Origin of the sequence: Sporomusa termitida (assembly GCF_007641255.1) — a bacterium.
Taxonomy (GTDB): Bacteria; Bacillota; Negativicutes; order Sporomusales; family Sporomusaceae; genus Sporomusa; species Sporomusa termitida.
On record NZ_CP036259.1, the window covers coordinates 3,852,165 to 3,872,666 of the forward strand.

Below are 20,502 nucleotides of genomic sequence, written 5' to 3' on the forward strand. Positions count from 1 at the left end.
TTTTGACTTTTGCTGACTTTATGCTATCATATGTATAAGAAAACCTGCTAAACTGCAGGCCAAATACATTACATTATTGGAGGTTGAGATTATGTTTGATCTGGTACCGTTCCGCAAAAACAGCAACAATCTGGTAAAGCGTGGTGATTACTTTAATCAACTGGTCGAGAACTTCTTTAATGAAGACTTTTTTGCCCCCCTGACTCACAACGGCGGGCAGTCCTTCCAGGTGGACCTCACCGAAACGGAGGATGCCTATCTCATTGACGCCGACTTACCGGGCATCAACAAAGAGTCCATTGAGGTCGATTATGCCAATAATTATCTGACCATCGCTGCCAAACGGGAGGATGTTGTTGAAAATAAAACCGGCTCTTACGTCCGGCGGGAGCGCAAATACGGTGAATTCCGGCGGGCATTTTTCATCGATAATGTCCGGCAGGACGGCATTGAAGCGGCCTTTGACAACGGGGTGCTGAAAACAACTTTGCCGAAAGAAACGAAAAAAGCCGGCCAACCCAGCCGGATTGAGATTAAATAACAGCACCGGGCAGCAACCCCATCTGCTAAGGATATATCGGCCGCGATTTTAGCCCCTGCCGTTGCCAGTTGGCAACAGCAGGGGCATTGTTCATAGCTCTAGCCTGTTGGCTGGGCCTGCGGCCCCTGGTCCCGCCGGCTTTCACGGCCGCCTCAAATCTGTTTGGGCATAATAACTTCCTCCTGGAATAAAAATCAACGGCTTATCGCCTGCCGCTTAGTCATCTGACGAACCCTCAGCAGGTTTTGAGGCCATCGTACTGTTTTTGCGGCTATAGGTAAAATACACGATCATGCCGATTATATACCAGACCCCAAAGAAGGTCAGGGTTTCTACCGGCAAATTCATCATAAGGTACCCGCACAGCAGCACGGCCAGCGGCACAACCACGCTAACGGCCGGGCAGCGGAAAGGTCTGTGTACATCAGGCTGGGTCCGGCGGAGCACCCCTACGCCGATGGAGACCAGAATAAAGGCAAAAAGGGTGCCCATATTGCAGAGCTCGGCAATAATGTTGATCGGCAGCAAACCGCTCAGCACCGCCACTACGGACCCGGCAATTATTGTAATCACATGCGGGGTGTTATATTTAGGGTGAATCTTCACCAGACTTTGCGGAATCATGCCGTCACGGGCCATCGCCAGGAACACCCGGGTCTGGCCATACATAAAGACCAATAGTACTGTGGTAATGCCGCAAATGGCCCCCAGGGCCACAAGAGCACTGCCGAAGTTCATCCCAATGGCCCGCAAGGCATAAGCCACCGGTTCGCTGTTGTTCAGGCTGGAGTAAGGCACAACCCCGGTCAGGACAGCCGCAACGGCAATATACAGCACGGTGCAGATAACCAGCGAACCGACAATGCCGATCGGCACATCCCGGTTGGGATTTTTGCATTCCTCCGCAGCAGTGGATACAGTATCAAAGCCGATATAAGCAAAAAAGACGATGGCGGCCCCGGTGGCCACACCGCCCCAGCCGAAAGGCAGAAACGGCTGCCAGTTTAACGGGTCAACATGAGGCGTGGCCATAAACAGGAAAAAACCGATACAGGCTAATTTGATAAATACCAGAATTTTGTTGAGCCTGGCGCTCTCTCTGGTTCCCAGCATTAATAAGTAAGTAAGGAAAGCAGTAATTACAATCGCCGGGACATTCAGGATACCGCCGTCAGCCGGGACCGCCGTCCAGGCCGTAGGCAAGTCAATGCCGGCCGACTTGAGCAGCCCGACCATATAACCTGACCAGCCGGCTGCTACCGCCGCCGAGCCGATCGTGTATTCGCAAATCAGCGCCCAGCCGACCGCAAAGGCCACCACCTCCCCCATGGACACATAAGCAAACGTATAAGCACTGCCGGTAACCGGCACCATGGCGGATAGCTCGGAATAGGCTAAGGCGGCAAAAGCGCAGGCCAGACCGGACAAAACAAAAGACAGCATGATGCCGGGCCCGGCGTATTTGGCCGCAGCAACCCCGGTAAGCACAAAAATCCCGGTGCCAATGATACAGCCGATGCCTAATAAAACCAGGTCGGTCGCCCCCAGCGTCTTCCTCAACCCATTTTTCTCGCTGGTCCGGATTAGTTCCGCAATATTTTTTTTACGAAACAGACTCATGTATTTCCCTCCTATTATCTCAGAATATTCGGTTATTTTTTTCTTTACCTCTCCCTTATGGCTAAATCATGACAACAATCCCCTCCCCGCCGGCCGACAACTACTATAATACTGATTCCGGCAATTATCCCGGTGCAGGGAGGGGTGGTATGAACCAAACTATGGTAATAGCGTTTTTTTCACCTTGCCGATCACGGCAATCCGGGCCTCTGCCAAAATGTCGGCCGCTTTATAGGTCGGAATCCCTTCGCGTTTGGAGATAGCAATGACCTGCTCGATATTATTGTAAATACCGTCTACCTTGCGCAGGGCCCGCTCACGGTTATAACCGCCTTGCTGCAGTTCATCGGCCACATTGATAACGCCCCCGGCATTAATAATAAAATCAGGCGCATACAGAATTCCCCGCTCCTGCAGAATATCACCATGGCGCGTTTCCTGCAGCTGATTGTTGGCAGCCCCGGCAATAACCCGGCATTGTAACCGGGGCAGGGTTTCATCATTGATTACAGCCCCCAGGGCACAGGGGGCAAAGATATCGCAGGCAACCCCGTAGATCTCATGCGGAGCAACGGCCCGGGCGCTAAAATCGGCAACAATCCGGCTGACATTCTCCTCACTGATATCGGTCACAATCAGCTTGGCTCCTTCGTCATGAAGATGCTGGCAAAGGGTATAGCCCACATGCCCCAGTCCCTGAACCGCCACAGTTTTCCCCTGCAGGGAATCGGTTCCCCACACCTCGGCGGCACAGGCTTTCATCCCTTTCCAGGTACCATAGGCGGTAACAGGTGAGGGATCAGCCACACCCCGGCCAACCACATGGGCGGTTTCGATGTGGATATAATCCATGTCTTCGACGGCGGTGCCGACGTCTTCCGAGGTAATATACCGCCCGTTCAGACTCTGGACGAAACGGCCAAAGGCCCGGAATAAGGCCTCACTTTTATCGGTTTTGGAATTGCCGATAATCACTGCTTTGCCGCCGCCGATATTAAGCCCGGCGGCTGCATTCTTATAGGTCATGCCTCTGGCCAGGCGCACCACATCGGTGATGGCCTCTTCCTCACATTCATAATGCCACATCCGGGTGCCGCCCAGCGCCGGCCCCAGCGTGGTATCGTGGATGCAAATAATGGCTTTTAAGCCGGAAGCCGGATCGTGGCAAAACACCAGTTGTTCGTACCCATGCTGCTCCATCCTTGTAAAAATTCCCATTACAATCCCCTCCTTAAAAGTGAGTGATCAATCTGACCATTATTAATCGCAAGAAATATGCCAGACTCAGCAAGCCCGCCAACTCAGTATTGACCACTCAGACAAAACAAATTCACTGCAAGACTTTGCAGCAATTGCAAAATCCTGCAGTGAACTATTTTGCAGCCCGGGGTTATACGGGGCTGCCGCTTAAGCCGTATTTCTCCAGCTTGTAATACAGGCTGCGCAAAGATATATTGAGGTGACGGGCGGCTTCCGCCCGGTTGCCTCCGTAACGGGCAACAACACCGGCAATGGCCCGCCGTTCCGCCTCCGCCAGTATTTCGGCCAGCGTCCGGCCGTCAGCAGATCCGTCGGCCGGGTTCTTACACTCTGCAGGTACGCCGGCCCCGGTGGCAAGCGGCGGTAAATGGGCCGCCAGCATCGTATATTCATTAAACTGCATATTAATCAGCGCCCGGCCAAGGACATTCTCCAGCTCCCGCACATTGCCCGGCCAGTTGTAGGCCGCCAGCACAGCCGCCGCCTCGTCGGCTATCCCCTGCACGCTGCGCCCATACTCACGGTTGAGTTTGGACAGCAGATGCCGGGACAGCTCCGGCAGGTCGCCCCGCCGCTGACGCAATGGTGGAATCGTTATCGGCAAAACACTAATCCGGTAAAAAAGATCTTTGCGAAAGTTGCCTTTTCTCACTTCCTCTTCCAGGTTTTTATTGGTGGCGGCGATAATTCGCAGATCAAGCGCAAAGGCCCGGACACCGCCCACCCGGGTTATCTCCCGCTCCTGCAGCACGCGCAGCAATTTTACCTGCAGGGAAGGCGGAATCTCGCCAATCTCATCCAAAAACAGGGTACCGCCGTCGGCCTCTTCAAACAGCCCCTTTTTACCACTCTTAAGCGCGCCGCTGAAGGCGCCGGCCTCATAGCCAAATAGCTCACTCTCCAGCAAGGTTTCCGGTATTGCCGCACAGTTTACCCGGATAAACCGCCGGTATTGCCGCGGGCTGGCACTGTGGATAGCATGAGCGAACAACTCTTTGCCGGTCCCGCTCTCGCCTGCCAGCAGCACAGTTGCCGGCGTCAGCGCCGCCCGGCAGGCATTTTCCACTGCCGCCCGCATGACGGATCCGCTGGCCACTATATCATTAAATGTATACCGGGCTGGCCCCTGATTCATCAGGCAGTGAGCGCTGTTAAGGCCGGCGGAAAGAAATTTATATTCGGCAATATCATGGGCCATAGCTACACTGCCGCGCAACCGGCCATCGACGATCAGGGGCGCCGCGTTAATAATGACCTCGCGGCTGGCCGGTCCGACCTTGAGCGGCACGCCCCGTACCGCTTCCATGGATTGCATGACACGCAGGTGAACACTCTCGCCCTGGCGGATATCTATGGTGGGAGGCTGCCCCATGACCTCGTCCTTACGCATTCCGATCAGCCGCGTATAGGCCGGGTTGACCAGGATAATCTTGCCCTGGTCATCCACAACCGAGATAACATCCTGCGAGGTATTAATGATCGCTTCCAGCAATTTTTTCATTTCTTTGATGCAGGTCATCTCTTCGGCTAACTGGCGGATTTCCGTCATATCCCGGAATACGGCCACCGCTCCCACAATCCCGTTATCCTCATCCCGGACCGGAACCCGGTTGGTAAGGATACAGGCATCACCGATCTCCTGCCGCTGGTTAAGCTCAGGCCGGCCGGACTCCAGCACACAGTGCAGGCGTGAGCCGGGGATAATGTCCCGGGCGTATTCGCCATAGGCCTTCCAGGCCGCAATCCCCAGCAACCGCTCGGCTGCCGTATTAAACAGGATGATGATCCCTTTTTTATTAACAGCGATAATGGCGTCATGGGTTGAATTCAAAATATCCTGCATTTCCCGGCTGCTAATACTCCAGTCGTTGCTTGTGATTAACTTACGAACCTTCACCACACACAACCCTCCCCGGCTGCCTTTCTCCGCAGATGTAAACGTCCACTCATAATACCATATTTCTCTATGTCTCTTTTAATTCCTCTCCTGGGAGTGGACAAATACAATAAAAAAGCATAAAGTGCTGTTCAGGCACTTTATGCTAAAGCGGCTGGGCCGCAGTCACCAGAGAAGGGCTGGCCCCCAAATACAAAATTTACTTCTTACGCGGCAAGGCTATACAGGCCCCGACAAGCAGGACGCCACCGGCTACGGTCAGGGCATCAGGCACCTCGGCCCAGAAGAGGTAGCCCCAGCCGGCGTTAAAGACAATCCCGATATAACGGACCACTTCACAACCACCGCATTCTCATGGGTAAAAGCTTTGGTCAGGAATACCTGTCCCAGCAGTGAAACAACGCCAATGCATAACAAATAAAATAGCTCCAGCCGGTCAGGAATGACAAATTCCTGACCCAGCAGCGGTATCGATACCAGGGTAGCAGTCATCATAAAATAAAAGATGATCTCGAAGGTATGATGTTAGCGCGCCAGTTTTTCCTTCAGAAAAACAGCCGCAAAGAGCATAACAAACACCGGTGACAGATTAGCTTTACTTGTCCTTGCAAGCATATTTGTCTTATTATTTAACAACTGAAAAATTGTTGACAAATCGGACGTCCTACCGTCTCTTTCTATCTCGCGATTTTGACCAAATTGAGTTATAATCGATTCCTATTACCGATTTAACTTCTTGGAGCGTCGCACGCACAACTTCCTTCGCTTTTAGTGTTCCTTCTTGAACCACCCGAATAACTTCGCCTGGGTCCCTTTCCAACCGTTTTCTCTCGGCACGAATCGGGGCAATAACTTCTTGCAGTATGCCATTAAGCCGATTTTTTACGACGCCATCTCCTAAACCACCTCGCACATAATTAGCTTTAAGCTCCTCTAGTTTTTCTTTTTCAGGATCAAAAACGTCAAGATAAGCAAATACAACGTTACCTTCAACCTTCCCAGGATCTTCAATGTGAATATGATGAGGATCAGCGAACATCATTTTTACTGCTTTTTCAATCTCTTTTGGCTCAGCTTTAAGATTAATCACATTACCTAAGCTCTTACTCATCTTGGCTTTGCCATCAATACCCGGCAAACGTCCTATCTTGGGAACAATAGCAGTAGCCTCTACAAATACTTCTCGCCCATAAATACGGTTAAATTTTTTAACAATCTCATTGGTCAGTTCAATCATAGGCAGTTGGTCTTGCCCAACAGGAACTATCGAGGCTTTAAAGGCTGCAATATCTGCTGCTTGACTGACCGGATAGGAAAAAAAGCCAAGCGGAACATCATGTTTGATCCACTTCTGATTTAACTCTTCCTTAACAGTTGGATTCCTTCCGACTCTTGCCACTGAAATAAGATTCGAAAAAATCATGCTTAATAGCGCAATATCAGGTAGTTGCGATTGGACAACAAATTTGGATTTTTCGGGATCAATACCCACTGCCAAATAGTCGGTTGCCACCTCTAATACGTTCTGACTAACCTTTTCCGGCTTCTCGGCATTATCGGTCAGAGCCTGCATATCGGCAATAAGGATATATTGATTGTAGTTTTCCTGCATCTTGACTCTGTTTGAAAGAGAACCTATAAAATGCCCCAGATGCAAAGGCCCGTAGGTCTATCTCCTGTTAAAATTATTGGTTTTTCTTTTTTACTATTAACATCAGCAAGCACGTCTGTAACCCCCTATATTAAATTCTAAGAAAATCAAAAACTTTGTCCTTATTAATATGGTCCAGGAAATAATGGCTTACTTTAAAACTTTTTACAACTATGAGCTTAGACCGAATACGCCGGCGTAGTCACAGGTCATAGGAAAAACCGGCAGTCTGAAATTTCAGAGCCCCGCAGGGTACCTGTCGCAGCATATGAGTTTTGTTATAGTTTAGTAAAAAATGTAAAAAATAGTCAATAGGGACTCTGGCCCTATTGACTATTTTAATTATCTACGCAACACATGCTTGAAGCTTGGCGCTACTTATTATATATTGGAAACAATCCTCTAAATCCTCAGGCCGGCGCTGCCGGCCGCGGCAAGCAGCCCGACAAAACAGGACACCAGTTCAGGATCAAACTTAACCCCGGCCAGCCCCTGCAATTCTTCAACAGCGGCGGCCGGCGGTATGGCTTGGCGGTAGGGGCGGCCGTAGGTCATAACATCATAGGCATTCACTATTTGAATGATTCTGGCCTCAACCGGTATCTCCCGGCCCTTAAGACCAAGCGGATAACCGGCTCCGTTCCACCATTCATGGTGCTTAAGAATCCAGTCGGCAACCGGGGCCAGTTCGACCGTCAGCCTGGCCAGGTGAAAGCCGGTCTCCGGATGGCGATGCACAGCAGCCCACTCATCGGCCGATAAGGATCCGTTTTTTTGTAAAATACTCTCCGGTATGATTATTTTGCCGATATCATGAAACTGGGCAAACAGCCGTAAATGTTGCATTCTTTCGTCTGTAAAACCAAGAGCGGCCCCCAGACCGGCCGCCTGCTGCCGGATGCGCTCACCCTGTCGGCCCAGGCCGGCATCCTGCAGCAACAGCGGCTTGATCACTGTGTTCAGCAAGCTGGCACTCATCGTTTGCATGTGCTGCATTTTCTCCCGGTACATCCCTGCTTCAGCCCTTTTAACCAGGGAAAAGAAGTCATTCTCTGTTAAATCACCCACAGCCTGGCCAATTGCCATGGTTAACGGCAGTAATTGATCTTGCTTATTCTTTTCTGCCAGCTGCTGCCTGATGCCCTGGCTGACAGAAGCCAAGATTTCCGGGGTGGCATGGTATATCACAATGGCAAATTCGTCACCGCCGGTACGTATCGCAATGCCCTGCTGACTGACGGCATTTTTAATAATGTTGGCTACTTCTTTTAGCCACTCATCCCCGGCATCACGGCCAATGATATCATTGACCAGCTTCAAATTGTCAATATCACAGATTAGCACCCCTGCAACCTGGACCTGCCGCTTGTACAGCTTATAGGGCATTTCCTCAAAATAATTACGGTTATACAGACCGGTTAGGGGGTCATAATAACTGAAGTATTTTAAATATTCCTTAATGCGAATCTGACTGGTAATATCCCGCCCAATGCCAATAATGCCGGTAACCTGGTCGGTTTCGTCACAAAGAGGCTGCTTGTTAATCTCAAAAAAACGTTTTTTCCCATCGGCGGCGATCTGGTAATCTTTAAAAGTGGCAGTCAACCGCTGCTGGCAGACCAGTTGATCTTGCTTCTGGTAGTCGATGGCCCGCTCAACAGGCTGAAAATCAAAGTCTGTTTTGCCAATAACATAGTTTTTGGGCAATCCGAACAAGGTATTAAATGAATCGCTGACAATAATATAACGGCCATTTGTATCTTTCATCCAAATAATGTCCGAAACATAATTTAACATCGATGCCGCTAGCTGAAAGCTATGTTCCATACGCTGCCTCCATACACGGCAGGTCAAATTTTCTTTTTATCCAGCCAGATACAACTTGTCTGAATAAAGGCGGCACCGGCTTGCGCTGCCGCCAAACGCCGTGATTTCTTTATCAAATTATAAATCGTTTAGCCGTATTTTGCAATTCTCCGCCATTGTAACCAACGCTTTACCGGCTGCGGCTAGCTCTCCCGCTGCTGCGAGTTATTCCTGCGTAGCCGCTGTTACAGATTCAGTATGCCCGGTGGCCTCCTTGCTGACACGATCAATTTGGGAACAGCGGTCACACTGGGCTGGCTGCCTCAAATTCTACCGCATTCACCCTCCCCAGCCCCCTCGTCCATATTCCTGATCTCGGGAAATATAATTACCTTACCCGGTAAAACTGCAGGCAGACATGCCTAGCGGCTGCGTGCAAGATTCAACATAAACTACTTTTTTTCGTCAAGTATTGCACTTATAATTATATTTCTTTGAAATTAAGAATGTCAATGATTATTTCATAAATACTAAGAAGATGTCCAGAAAATCTTAAATTGAAGCTATATAGTAAAAGGAGGCGTACCATTGAATCCCAAAATTGCATCAAGGTTGAAGCTCGCCCGGGAGCGCCAGAATCTGACTCAGGTAGAGGTCTATCAACTCACTGGGATTAACAACAAAACTTTGTCCGGCTATGAAAATAGTGTCAGTGCTCCAGATCTCAATACACTGGTAGTTCTTGCAAATCTATATGAAACTTCTTCTGATTATTTATTAGGCATCGTGGATGATTACACCCCGAGGGCATCATCCCTGGCGCCCCTTGATCTTGCAGAGGAAATACCCAATCTGCCAGACGAATATAAAGAGATTATCTATGCTGTGATCCGTTTGCACAAGCATACTAAAAAAGGGGCTCGCTGCTGCAAGAAATAAAGCTGTTGCTATATTCGCCGCCAAACCTGCGTAACTGACTAAAGATGCCGGCGACTTCCTAGCCGCCGGCCGCACAAGGCAAAACAGCCGCCCAAAGATTTTGATTAGCACCAGGCCGCCGGCCAGGACGGTCTGCACCGACAGCAATAAAAAAAAACTCATTCTCCCTTGATTATGTTATTTATGCCGGAGAATGAGTGTTTGTTTGGTTTTTTTATTTCACAATGTCACACATTTGTCATATTTATCTGCTATGATAAAGCCTGGCCGTCGTCAATGTACCGCTTTTTTAGTCGTGATAAATACCAATAGAACCAGCAATGCGGGTACGGAGGCGATTTGATATACATAAATTCTCCGTCTGTAAATTTACTGAAGAAAAGAGGGATTTCCATGAAAAAAACGATATTTGCGCTGTCTGCTTTACTGCTTGTCAACTGTGCCCCGGCCTTTGCCGCCCCGCTCAATGACCTGACTACAGGCCAGACTGCGCTTGGTGTTGACAGCGACACCTTCTATCTCGAACACAAACTTGCCGATAACTTCACGCTCGGCTATCAGGACGTGGACCGTGGCCGTTATGGCAGCAGTGATGATATTTACGGGCAGCTGCAGATGACAAATGAGCTCAGAGGCATTATCGGCCACCGTGATTTCGGCTCTGGCTCCATGTATTTAGGCCTGGGGCTAAACGGGCCGCTTTCGCCTAATGCCACAGGTTATGCCTCCTTTGTCGCCAGCAACAACTTCAAGGAATTGCAGGCCGGTGCCAACTTTAATATTGCCCGCAATGTTGACCTGAACGTTAACTACCATGCTTTTATGCCTGACAGGGGCAGCAATGAGAACGGCGTGGGTGTTGGCGCAACCCTGAAATTCTAAATACAAAACTACAAAAAAAATCTGACCTGCTTGGCTGCAGGTCAGATTTTTTTGTTACCGGTTGCTATACATTTTGGGCTATTGGGCTCCATTTTACAACTAAAAACACAACCGCTATTGCGATATTATCGCAATGCGTGCGACAAGTAAGGCAATGCGCCAGCCACGCCACCAGGAGGCAGCCTTGTGCTAATACCCGTTGAGCAGCACAGATACCTCGCCTGTATGCGGCTCAAATATTAAGCCATGTATCGGTACATCGGCCGGGATCAGCGGATTATTCCTTATCCGGCCAACGACTTGCCGCACATTGTCATGAGGATGGTGGAAAGTATCCAGCCAAACTGTCAGCTCATCTTTGATCATTTTTATAGCATCAGGCGAGATTCCCCTGTCCAGCATTTTATTAATTACGGTACCGGCGCTGGAGTGAGCCACACCGCAATCTTCATGGCCAATCACAATGATTTCCTGCACACCAAGTTCGTAGATGGCAATAACCAGACTGCGGATGGTTGCCTCAAACGGCCCTGTCACCGAATTCCCGGCATTTTTAATGACGACGGCATCTTCACGCCTCAGACCAAGAGCCGGCTCGAGAAATTCCACCAGCCTTGTATCCATGCAGGTAAATACGGCCAGCTTCCGTTTTGGTACTTTGCCAACATAGCTGCCGATTTGCTCATAAATCAGCGATGTACTGTCCACAAAAGCTTTGTTTTTGGCAAGCATCTGTTCTAAGACAGTCATATCTTTCCCCCTGCTTTCTTGCGGTTTAATCTTCATGCTTTATTGTGTGGTAACTAATAGGCTTGTATCAGCTCGCGCGGGTAATCGGTGAGCAATTCAGAACCATTGTTTGCTATATAGATACAATCCGTCACCCGGGGTCCGCCAATGTCCTGTCTGTAGATGGTAGGCAACAGCAAATCCACCACCATACCGGCTTCAATCCGTTCCTGCCGGCCTTTGCCGATGAGGGGATAAAACTCAGATTGCCGGATACCCACGCCATAGCCGACGACATCAAGAAAGCTTTGGCCGTAGCCGTGCTCCTCAACAATCTCCCGGGCGGCAGCATCCACCTCAGCAGCGGTTATTCCCGGCTTAAGCGCGGCAATGGCAGCTGTCTGTGCTTTCAGCAACAGCTCATATACAGCTCTTTTGGCCTCGCCAACGTCACCTACAGCCACGGTGCGGCACAGTTTGGCGCAATACCCCTCATACGTGGCGCCCAAATGGATAACGACAATCTCACCTGTTTCAATTTTCTTGCTGCTGGCGCAGGGATGAGTCAGCAGGGACCGGCTGCCGGCAACAACCTGAGGACGAAAGGGAGATCCGCCTGATCCTGCTTTTAACATGGCATACTCCGCTTCGGCCAGGACATCCAGTTCGCGCACGCCCGGCACTACCGCCTGCACAGCGGCCGCCATGCCCTGTACGGCAATCCTCCCCGCCTGGCGCATATACTCTATCTCCCCGGCGTCTTTCACCGCGCGCAGGCGATAAAAGAGTTCACCGGCGTTTTTGAACCCATTTTCGGGAAAATGGCGACGCAACGTATCATATACGGCAAACCCGACAAAATAACGTTCAAACCCGATACTGGGTTCGGTATAACCGTAAGCCTTGATCCGCTCGACGGTTTTAGCTGCCAGACTCTCTCCCGGAAAGAGATAGCCGTACGTTTTTATGCCGGTCTCATTCCCTACATAACCGGCATCCAGCCATAACGTTACGGCACATGGTTCACCCTGGCGCGGAATGATCACAGCCAGGCATTCAATCTGGGTCAACCCGGTAAAGTAGATCAGGTTCTCCCGGTTGGTTACCAGCAGGACATCAAGATTGTTCTCCGCCATCATTTGCTGGGCTCTTTGCAGCCGGTCCTGGTAAGGGGCCTTGATCATACGGCCCCCGGCCGGCGTTGTTTGCTCAGTTCAATGGCAACGTCAATAATCAGATCCTCCTGACCGCCTACAGTTTTGCGCCGGCCCAGTTCCATGAGAATATCCCGGGAATCAACCCCGAATTTTTCTGCGGCGCGGCGGGCATGGAGCAGGAAGCTGCCATAAGCACCGGCATAGCCGATAACCAGCGCGTCATTGCTGATTACCTGGGGGCGATGCAGCAGCGGGTCAATAACCTCCTGACCGACATCCATCAATTTATAAAGATCAATGCCGGTTTCATACCCCATTTTAGCAAGCACTGCTGCCAATACCTCCAGCTGGGTGTTGCCGGCACCGGCCCCCAGACCGCGGACCGAGCCGTCGATAATAGTAGCCCCGGCTTCGATAGCCGCCAAACTATTGCCAATCGCCAGGCCCAGATTGTTATGGCCATGGAAGCCAACCGGAACCTTGACAGCCGCCTTCACGGCCGCAATTTTTTCTTTCACTTCCCCCGGCACCATGGCGCCGCCGGAGTCGGTCACATAGACAATATCCGAGCCATAGCTCTCCATCAGTTTGGCCTGCTCAACCACTTTTTCCACAGAGGCCATATGGCTCATCATCAGAAAACCGATAGCCTCCAGCCCATGCTTCTTGGCAAAATTTATGTGCTGTTCGGCCACATCGGCCTCTGTAACATGGGTAGCAACCCGGACGGTGTGAACATTGTATTCCATGGCAACCTTCAAATCCTCAATCGTCCCGATGCCGGGAATTAACAGCACATCCAGCTTGCAATTTTTCAGCGCTTGCGAAACTGCCGCAAAATACTCTTTGTCGGTAGCTTTAGCGAAACCGTATTGCAGGGATGATCCGCCAATCCCATCCCCATGGCCAATTTCAACAGTAGTTACACCGGCCTCATCCAAACGCCGGGCAATTCCCGCCATTTGTTCGGCCGCCAGCGAGTGGCTGATGGCATGCATGCCGTCACGCAGCGTAACGTCAATTAAACGGATATGCTTCATGAATTAACCCCCTTCAGTTTGTTCTGGGCATAACGCTCAGCGACGGCAATCGCGGCCGAGGTAATAATATCAAGGTTGCCGGAATACTTGGGCAGATAGTCGCCGGCCCCTTCCACTTCCACCATGGCCACTACCCGTTCCCCGTCCGCATAAGGCTCGATTTTTAAATGATAGCCGGGAACATATTTTTTTACTTTCGTCACCATAGCGTTAATCGCTTCTTTGATTTTGTCAATATTACGGGTGTCACACTTGCAGTAAATTGTGTTGCGCATCATAACCGGCGGTTCCGCCGGATTCAGGATGATAATGGCTTTGCCTTCCTTGGCCCCACCCACTTTTATCAGGGCGCTCCTGGTGGTTTCGGTGAATTCATCGATATTTTGCCGGGTACCGGGTCCGGCGCTTTTACTGGAGATTGTGGCCACGATCTCCGCATATTCAACAGGGACCACCTGGTTGATTGCGGCCACAATCGGGACAGTTGCCTGCCCGCCGCAGGTCACCATATTCACATTGTCCACACCACCCCCTAAGTTAAGCTCTACTGCCGGTACACAGTAGGGTCCCACGGCTGCCGGTGTTAAATCAACGGCAAAAATCCCGGCTGCTTTTAAGAGTGGCGCATGCATTTGGTGAGCCCGGGCGCCGGTGGCATCAAACACTATATCAATATTCGCTTCCTGCAAAATCCCGTGAATGCCCTCAATTGTGGTCTTAATTCCTCTTTCTTCTGCCAGCTTTAATCCGTGAGAGTCGGGGACAATCCCGGCCATTATCACCAGTTCCAAATGCTCGCTACGGGCTATTTTCAGCATTAGATCTATTCCTATATTACCTGGTCCAACTATAGCGGTTCTTAACTTCACAAAATCCCCTCCTGTTTTTTAAAACGCGCAGATACGCTGCCGATACGGTCAAAATAAAATGTTATATTATCACCGTCAGCTACCGGGCAGGCGGCGGTAAAGGACCCGGACATAATGACCTCGCCTTTTTTCAGACTAATGTTATATTGGGCCAGCTTATTGGCCAGCCAGGCGACGGCGTTGGCCGGGTGTCCGAGAACGGCAGCGCCGGCCGCGGTAGCAACTACTTCACCGTTTTTCTCAAGCACCAGCCCCATATACCTCATGTCAATATCCGCAAGGGGCGTCAGCTTCCCGCTCAGAATAACCCGCCCGATGGAAGCGCCGTCGGCAATTGTGTCCTGAATCTTGATCTTCCAGTCTTTTATCCTGCTGTCAATAATCTCGATGGCCGGCATAATCCCGGCGGTAGCCCGTAAAACATCGGCAATCGTAATCCCCGGGCCCTGGAGGTCTTCCTGCAAGACAAAAGCAATTTCCGGTTCGACTTTCGGGGCAATAAGCTCGCTTAACACAACGGCATCACCTTCATAGCCCATCATATAATCGGCAATATAACCATAATCAGGCTCAAATACGCCCAGCGCATTCTGCATAGCCTTACTCGTCAAACCAATCTTTTTCCCGACAATACGATGTCCGGCGGCCAGCCGCAGTTTCATGCCTTCAAGCTGAATGGCATAAGCCTCGTCGTTGGTAAGCGGATACTGATCGGTGAGAGTTGCAATCGCTGTACCGGTCTTCTCCGCCTCATAAAGCGCGGCAGCCAGTTGATTAATGGTGTTTTTTTCCATGGTGACCCCTCCATTTTTGCTGTAATTTTCCCCGTAGAATCCGGGCCAGCTCAGTGGCCAGACCAGCCTGATCCACCAAACCGGCACGACAATATTGTTTTAGAACCTCAGTGGCTGCTACCACCTCATCATGCGGCCCTGGCAAGCTGACAATAGTAGCAAGCCCTACCTTGCCGATACCAATGCGTACCCCATCCTTGACATGTCTCCCGGTTCCTTGTTCAAATTGGACAATATAGGGCGTCAGTGCCGCCGGGTCAACCGCTAATAACGCCTCAACGCTAAAATCCTTGTCCTCGGCCCCCACACCGCCGGTAGTAATAATCAGACCAAAGCCACGATCAATTGCTTCCATTATTTTTCGGCTGATCGCCCCTTTGCTGTCGGCAATCACACCGCCGAACTCTGTTTTATAACCGTTTTCCTGCATAGCTTTACAGAGATACGGGGAATTCGTGTCTTCAATCATGGCCTGTTCAAGTTCAAACCCGGTGGCGTAAACCAGCGCCCGGGCCAGAACATTTTTTTCGATTTCCGTCAGCATAGCCTGCGTCCTGGTCACAATCTGCCCGGACTCCACCGCATCGCAATTAATCAGTCCCATAATCCCCTGGGAATCAATAAAAGTCTCAGGACTAATCGTAAGGCCGGTGATTTGTCCCAACCTTGCCAGCAGCAATTTTTCCTTACCGATAATCTGGTTGATGGAAACCTTCTTCTCCAGGATATCCAGACAAAAATGATCTTGCCGTACGTCAATAACCAATACTTTTTCCGGTGGTAATTCCAGAACCTGGGCTACGCTTGTGGCAATATCACTTAAATTTACATCTTTCATAAGGACATTCTGAACCCGCAGTTCCGTTTTCTCAAGCAGATTTAAATTCATGACAGCTTAGCTCCCCACCACATCAAGTTTCATGTCTAATAACGGTGCGTCGATAATTTCCATGCCGATATCCAAAATATCAATATCTTCGGCCTGTAAGCTGCCGATATTCTGCAGGGAAATTCCTTTGGCAAACGCCAGTTGAACCTGGGACCGCCGGCCGGTTTTTCTCAGACCGGCGCTTACCCTGCGTAAGTCTTCCACATTGCCGGTATCGACCATGATAATGCCGGCCCCGCACTCGGCCGCCAACACCGCCTCAGCCGCAATATCACCGGTTTCCCCTTTTAACTGCAGAACCTTTAACTCCGGTCTTGCGCTCACGGCAGTCAGTGTTTCCTTAATGCCGCCCAGCATGCGGACAAAGTTTTTGTCCAGATACAAAAACGGGACATCCACAATCCGGAAATGCGCGCCGCCATGATTGACCGCCTCTCTGACAAGCTGCTTGATCTCCGGCGGCATTTTTTTCCAGGCGCCGCTCACAATGCGCAGCGAACCAGCGCTGGCCACCGCCTTCCGGGCGGCAGTGGCAATCCCGGATGGCTTACTCAACATACCGATAGCAAACTCTTCGGCAACGGCAATCTCTTTCGGTGTGCCGGTCAGGGTAAGAATGACCTCGCCTGCGGCTACTGTATCGTTGTCTTGTTTGTGCAACTGATAGCTTAGCCGTTGCTCCTCCAGGACGGTTTGGAGCCGCTTAACGCCCGCCACTACCCCGCCTTGTTCCGCAGTCAGGCAGGCAGTATAGGTTTTGTCCCGCACCGAGGCAAAAATCGTGTCACGTATGTCGTTTGCCAATGTCATCCCTCCCATCAATTGAACTAGGCATTTTGCCCATTTTCACGCTCAAGCAGCAGTTCTTGCTCTTGCTCCTGTCGCTGAGCCACAAAATCCTCGCGTTCCAATATAATTGAGAACAGGAGACCGGCGATTAGTGCCCAAAATGGCGAGCCGATGTTAAATATGCTGATATTGGAAACAGCGACAATGAAGGACACGAACGAACCGTATTTGAATCTGCCGGAAAAGGCACCGGCGAAGGCACTGATTAATACGCCAAACATAGCCAGACCGGCCAGCATCGCCGTCAGTTCTTTCGGCACAAGCCCGGCAACAGTAATGGCAACGCCGGCGGAAAGGGAGAAAAGAATCCAAAAAACGCCTTCGGAAATAGCAGCAATAAAGCGGAGCGACTTATCCTCTCCGGCGGCCGGGCTGGCGCAAATGGCAGTACTGGGACCGGCAGTAACGCAGGGATGAGCCCCAAAAATGGCATTCAGAACAGTGCCAAGGCCAGGCGCGATGAAGATCGAATTGATCGGCAGATTTTTATAACCTTCCGCCATCAAAACACCCACCGCCTGAATGTTTTGCACGCCAAGCACCAAAATCGTCAGCGGGACTGTCAGTTCAAAAAATGCCCTGACCGTAAATTCCGGGTGCAGAAACAACACCGGTGTCGCTAATTGAAACTCGAGCACATCCCATTGGGCCATGCCCAGCGTTGTTGCCAGAAATCCGCCCAGAATAATGGATCCCAGTATCGGGGGGAATTTCTTAGCGAACCCTTTCAGCGCCGTGAGGGCAAAAAACAGCAGCACCGGCGGACCAATAAGCACCGGCTGCTCCTTGATTGCAGTGACCAGATTAACGCCGAAACTCATCATTACGCCGGCAATCATTCCCAGCATTACCGGCAGCGGCAGATAATCAATAGCCTTTTTTATCAGACCGGAAACACTGATGACAATGACAAGCACGGCCACCATATAGTAAGCGCCTACCGCTTCCGCGTGAGGCAGGTGAGTTAATGACTTGCCGATGATAATCGCACCGGGAATACTGTAAGCCGCTACCAGCGGCAAACGATACTTCAAAGCGTAATAAATAGTTAACAGGCCACCGGTCATATAGATCGCAAACAGCCAGGAAGTAGCAACCTCAGGGGAAAGCTGCCCCTGCTGAGCAGCATTCATGACAATAACACCCGGGCCCATAATGCTAAATATTGCGGCAACAAAACCGGTACCAATTCCTGCGGCATTAGCGTTTTTTACTGTAACCTTCAGACTGTCGGTAAGTTTATACCCTGGTTCCATCCATGCCATAATAAAATCCCTCCTCATAGCCTTCATTATTTTACTCATTTGGCAATAAACTTGCTTCGTGCAGAACAGGCACCGGCTTTAGTGTCTTGATAGAAACAACATTGAGCCAATATTAAACGTTGGCTGGTTGCCTAAGGTCAAGCGGCGGTTATTGCCGCTTAACCCCCAAAGGTGAAATGCCGCGTTGCCGCAGCCATTTTGGCATTAATTCCTCATCCACCCGTTTGGAGACAGCCGGTGCTTTTGCTTGCAGCAGCTGCAGGAGACTATGGCTAAGGTTCAGCCCGCCAATGGCGCCGTCAAAAATTAACACTTTATCGGTGTTGGCCGTTTTGTAGGCAAATTGCATGGCATTGTCAAGGCTTTCAGAAATCACCGCATGTTTGGTATACTCCAGATTCTGGGGATCATTGTCAAAAAGTTCCGCTTGTTCTTTCTTAACAACAATTGTTGGTATCTGTTCCGAGAAAAATGCGCTTGGGTAGCCGCCCCAGGCATAGTTGTGAATGACCATTTTAACTGCCGGATTAACCGGCGCAATATCGTCAATCAGCGGCTTGCCGTTTTTTCCGTAAAAAGCCTCAGTATACCAGGTATAGGGTGGCAAATCACCATCAAGATCAAACAAATCGACGTTGGCCCCTACCATATTGGCGTAAATGACGCCGGCGGCAAACACATAGGGCACCGGGCACGGGAAATCCAGGCCCACAATACATTCGTCAATCTCGCCCAGCAAGGTCATGATCTTCCCGTAATAATTAAGACCGACGAAAGTAAGATAGTCATTCAGTTCAAAGAGATCATTGGCAGCCACAACACCAACCACGCCGCTGGGTGCCATATCCAGAAACGCCGTAAAGGCAAATTTTGATTTAACAAACTCTGACTCAAAAATCGACCGGGCTGTAAAATTGGCGCCCCGCGGCCCCAGGTTCTGGTGATAGGTGGAACGGGTTTCAATCCGGGCATAACTCATACCAAACGGTTTTACGGCCCGGTCCACATGGCGGTGAAAGTGCACTTCCCGGACATCACTATTATGGGCATGTACAATCCAGTCGGCATCATACACCGATTTAAGCCCGTACAATGTCCCAATTTCTGTTTTAATCGGAATCCCTTCATCAATGGGGGCGATACATCTGGCTTTCCCTTTAAAATGAACGTTCAGTCCATACTGCTTGATATACTCTTCGGTCTCACGGAAACGCAGCCCGTTGCCGGCCCGCAGCCTGATATCGGTGGCGCCTGTCTTGCTCTCGATCTCGTCCCGCACCACTTTCAGGAAGGTCGCATAGGGCTGGCCGCCAAGTAAGGTAAAGCCATGGTGCGAGGCCAGTACATTGACAGAATGCCCCGGCTTAATCATAGACATATCAACATTTTGCAAAGCAGCGATTGCCGCCTTTTTAATCAGGTCAAGCCCGTCTCCTGCCGCACTGGGATAAATGACCTCCGGTGCATCAGGAAACAGCTCCTTAACCATTACCGAAGTCATCTCCGGATATTCAGCCATCCTTTTTGTCAGAAGATCCGGATGAATACCATATTGTGATATTTTTGCCGCTGTCGGTATAATCGGTTTGCGCATCAACGATCCCCCCTGCTGCCTTTTGCTTTAATTACCTTTTCTAAAATCTTGATATCTTCGTCAAAATAGAAACCGCTTGTTTTATATTTTTCTTTGATTTCCGGCGAAATATCCCAGAGTGTAGGCGTAATACCATACCATTGATACCCGTCAGGACGCTCGGGATCAATGCCGGCTGCTTTCAGGATTCGCAGTATCGGCTGGATACACTCCACCTTGCACCCCATACGAATGCCTGTCCGGCGGGATATTTCCTCTGGTGTTTTGGCGCCCGTCAGGACGGCTGCTGCTACTTCTTCCGCCCGGGTAGCGGTACAATAGCAGATGATCTGTTCCGGATGCATATGGGCAGTTTTACATAATTCCTTAATTTTTTCGTAAGGAACATCCTCTACATTAACGGCTACCGTATAAGGTTTTTCCAGCTTGACCATCGCAATGGCATATACGGGGCAGCGTTGTTCACAGGCGCCGCAGCCACGGCAAAACTCTTCATCTACAATCGCTTTTTTATCCTTGATAGCAATGGTTGCGGCCGGGCAAACCTTACTGCAGATACCACAGCCAATACATTTATCGGCCGAAATCGACGGTTTTACAGAGATGAGTTTCAAATGAATACCTCCCTTTTGAAATAATAAAATCATTTTTACCAACATTTATCTTTCTTGTCGGCATCCCCCCTTATATTGCGCGATACATCTATATGATATTACAGCT

The 20,502-nt window shown here is 50.3% G+C and carries 19 protein-coding genes; 3 read left to right on the forward strand and 16 right to left on the reverse strand.

The window, feature by feature from the left end; genetic code table 11:
* The first annotated feature begins 91 nt into the window (after positions 1-91).
* Positions 92-541: a heat shock protein Hsp18 gene (hsp18, locus tag SPTER_RS18090; RefSeq protein ID WP_144351664.1), complete on the forward strand. Its 450-nt coding sequence runs from the start codon at positions 92-94 to the stop codon at positions 539-541.
* A gap of 216 nt (positions 542-757) precedes the next feature.
* On the opposite strand, the gene SPTER_RS18095 is transcribed toward hsp18, so the two are convergent.
* From SPTER_RS18095 to SPTER_RS18115, 6 genes are all read right to left on the reverse strand, one after another.
* Positions 758-2,161: an amino acid permease gene (locus tag SPTER_RS18095; RefSeq protein ID WP_144351665.1), complete on the reverse strand. Its 1,404-nt coding sequence runs from the start codon at positions 2,159-2,161 to the stop codon at positions 758-760.
* A 159-nt stretch (positions 2,162-2,320) separates the two neighbouring features.
* On the reverse strand, positions 2,321-3,379 hold the full coding sequence (locus tag SPTER_RS18100) for a Glu/Leu/Phe/Val family dehydrogenase (RefSeq protein ID WP_144351666.1): 1,059 nt from the start codon (positions 3,377-3,379) through the stop codon (positions 2,321-2,323).
* A gap of 172 nt (positions 3,380-3,551) precedes the next feature.
* Positions 3,552-5,321, reverse strand: coding sequence for a sigma 54-interacting transcriptional regulator (locus SPTER_RS18105; protein WP_246105348.1), 1,770 nt, complete (start codon positions 5,319-5,321; stop codon positions 3,552-3,554).
* A 196-nt stretch (positions 5,322-5,517) separates the two neighbouring features.
* Positions 5,518-5,652 (reverse strand): hypothetical protein, encoded by a 135-nt coding sequence (locus SPTER_RS25715; protein ID WP_281289455.1) that lies wholly within the window; start codon positions 5,650-5,652, stop codon positions 5,518-5,520.
* Positions 5,653-5,982: 330 nt separating this feature from the next.
* Positions 5,983-6,930 carry a tryptophan--tRNA ligase gene (gene trpS, locus SPTER_RS18110; RefSeq protein WP_211367319.1) on the reverse strand — a complete coding sequence of 316 codons (948 nt, stop codon included), beginning with the start codon at positions 6,928-6,930 and terminating at the stop codon, positions 5,983-5,985.
* A gap of 441 nt (positions 6,931-7,371) precedes the next feature.
* On the reverse strand, positions 7,372-8,796 hold the full coding sequence (locus SPTER_RS18115; protein ID WP_144351667.1) for an HD domain-containing phosphohydrolase: 1,425 nt from the start codon (positions 8,794-8,796) through the stop codon (positions 7,372-7,374).
* A gap of 567 nt (positions 8,797-9,363) precedes the next feature.
* Here SPTER_RS18115 and SPTER_RS18120 point away from each other — a divergent pair.
* Complete coding sequence (locus SPTER_RS18120; RefSeq protein WP_144351668.1) at positions 9,364-9,714, forward strand: helix-turn-helix domain-containing protein; 351 nt, start codon at positions 9,364-9,366, stop codon at positions 9,712-9,714.
* Between the two features lie 393 nt (positions 9,715-10,107).
* Positions 10,108-10,596, forward strand: a complete 489-nt coding sequence (locus tag SPTER_RS18125; RefSeq protein WP_144351669.1) for a hypothetical protein — start codon at positions 10,108-10,110, stop codon at positions 10,594-10,596.
* Between the two features lie 189 nt (positions 10,597-10,785).
* Here the strand turns inward: SPTER_RS18125 and SPTER_RS18130 are convergent, their stop codons facing one another.
* The 10 genes from SPTER_RS18130 to SPTER_RS18175 form a co-directional block, all read right to left on the reverse strand.
* Positions 10,786-11,346 carry a beta-class carbonic anhydrase gene (locus SPTER_RS18130; RefSeq protein ID WP_144351670.1) on the reverse strand — a complete coding sequence of 187 codons (561 nt, stop codon included), beginning with the start codon at positions 11,344-11,346 and terminating at the stop codon, positions 10,786-10,788.
* A gap of 53 nt (positions 11,347-11,399) precedes the next feature.
* Positions 11,400-12,509, reverse strand: a complete 1,110-nt coding sequence (locus tag SPTER_RS18135; protein WP_144351671.1) for a M24 family metallopeptidase — start codon at positions 12,507-12,509, stop codon at positions 11,400-11,402.
* Complete coding sequence (dmpG, locus tag SPTER_RS18140; RefSeq protein WP_144351672.1) at positions 12,506-13,522, reverse strand: 4-hydroxy-2-oxovalerate aldolase; 1,017 nt, start codon at positions 13,520-13,522, stop codon at positions 12,506-12,508. The genes SPTER_RS18135 and dmpG overlap by 4 nt, the downstream gene beginning before the upstream one ends.
* Complete coding sequence (locus SPTER_RS18145; protein ID WP_144351673.1) at positions 13,519-14,391, reverse strand: acetaldehyde dehydrogenase (acetylating); 873 nt, start codon at positions 14,389-14,391, stop codon at positions 13,519-13,521. The genes dmpG and SPTER_RS18145 overlap by 4 nt, the downstream gene beginning before the upstream one ends.
* On the reverse strand, positions 14,388-15,185 hold the full coding sequence (locus SPTER_RS18150; protein ID WP_144351674.1) for a 2-keto-4-pentenoate hydratase: 798 nt from the start codon (positions 15,183-15,185) through the stop codon (positions 14,388-14,390). Before SPTER_RS18150 ends, SPTER_RS18145 begins: the two co-directional genes overlap by 4 nt.
* Positions 15,166-16,074 (reverse strand): molybdopterin-binding protein, encoded by a 909-nt coding sequence (locus SPTER_RS18155; protein WP_144351675.1) that lies wholly within the window; start codon positions 16,072-16,074, stop codon positions 15,166-15,168. Before SPTER_RS18155 ends, SPTER_RS18150 begins: the two co-directional genes overlap by 20 nt.
* Before the next feature lie 6 nt (positions 16,075-16,080).
* Positions 16,081-16,878: a quinolinate phosphoribosyl transferase gene (locus SPTER_RS18160; protein ID WP_170233316.1), complete on the reverse strand. Its 798-nt coding sequence runs from the start codon at positions 16,876-16,878 to the stop codon at positions 16,081-16,083.
* Between the two features lie 23 nt (positions 16,879-16,901).
* Positions 16,902-18,188 carry a benzoate/H(+) symporter BenE family transporter gene (locus SPTER_RS18165; protein WP_246105349.1) on the reverse strand — a complete coding sequence of 429 codons (1,287 nt, stop codon included), beginning with the start codon at positions 18,186-18,188 and terminating at the stop codon, positions 16,902-16,904.
* A 148-nt stretch (positions 18,189-18,336) separates the two neighbouring features.
* The gene (locus SPTER_RS18170) at positions 18,337-19,782 is read right to left on the reverse strand and encodes a hypothetical protein (protein ID WP_144351677.1); all 1,446 of its coding nucleotides are present in this window, start codon (positions 19,780-19,782) and stop codon (positions 18,337-18,339) included.
* Positions 19,782-20,396 (reverse strand): 4Fe-4S binding protein, encoded by a 615-nt coding sequence (locus tag SPTER_RS18175; RefSeq protein ID WP_144351678.1) that lies wholly within the window; start codon positions 20,394-20,396, stop codon positions 19,782-19,784. The genes SPTER_RS18170 and SPTER_RS18175 overlap by 1 nt, the downstream gene beginning before the upstream one ends.
* Between the last annotated feature and the right edge of the window lie 106 nt (positions 20,397-20,502).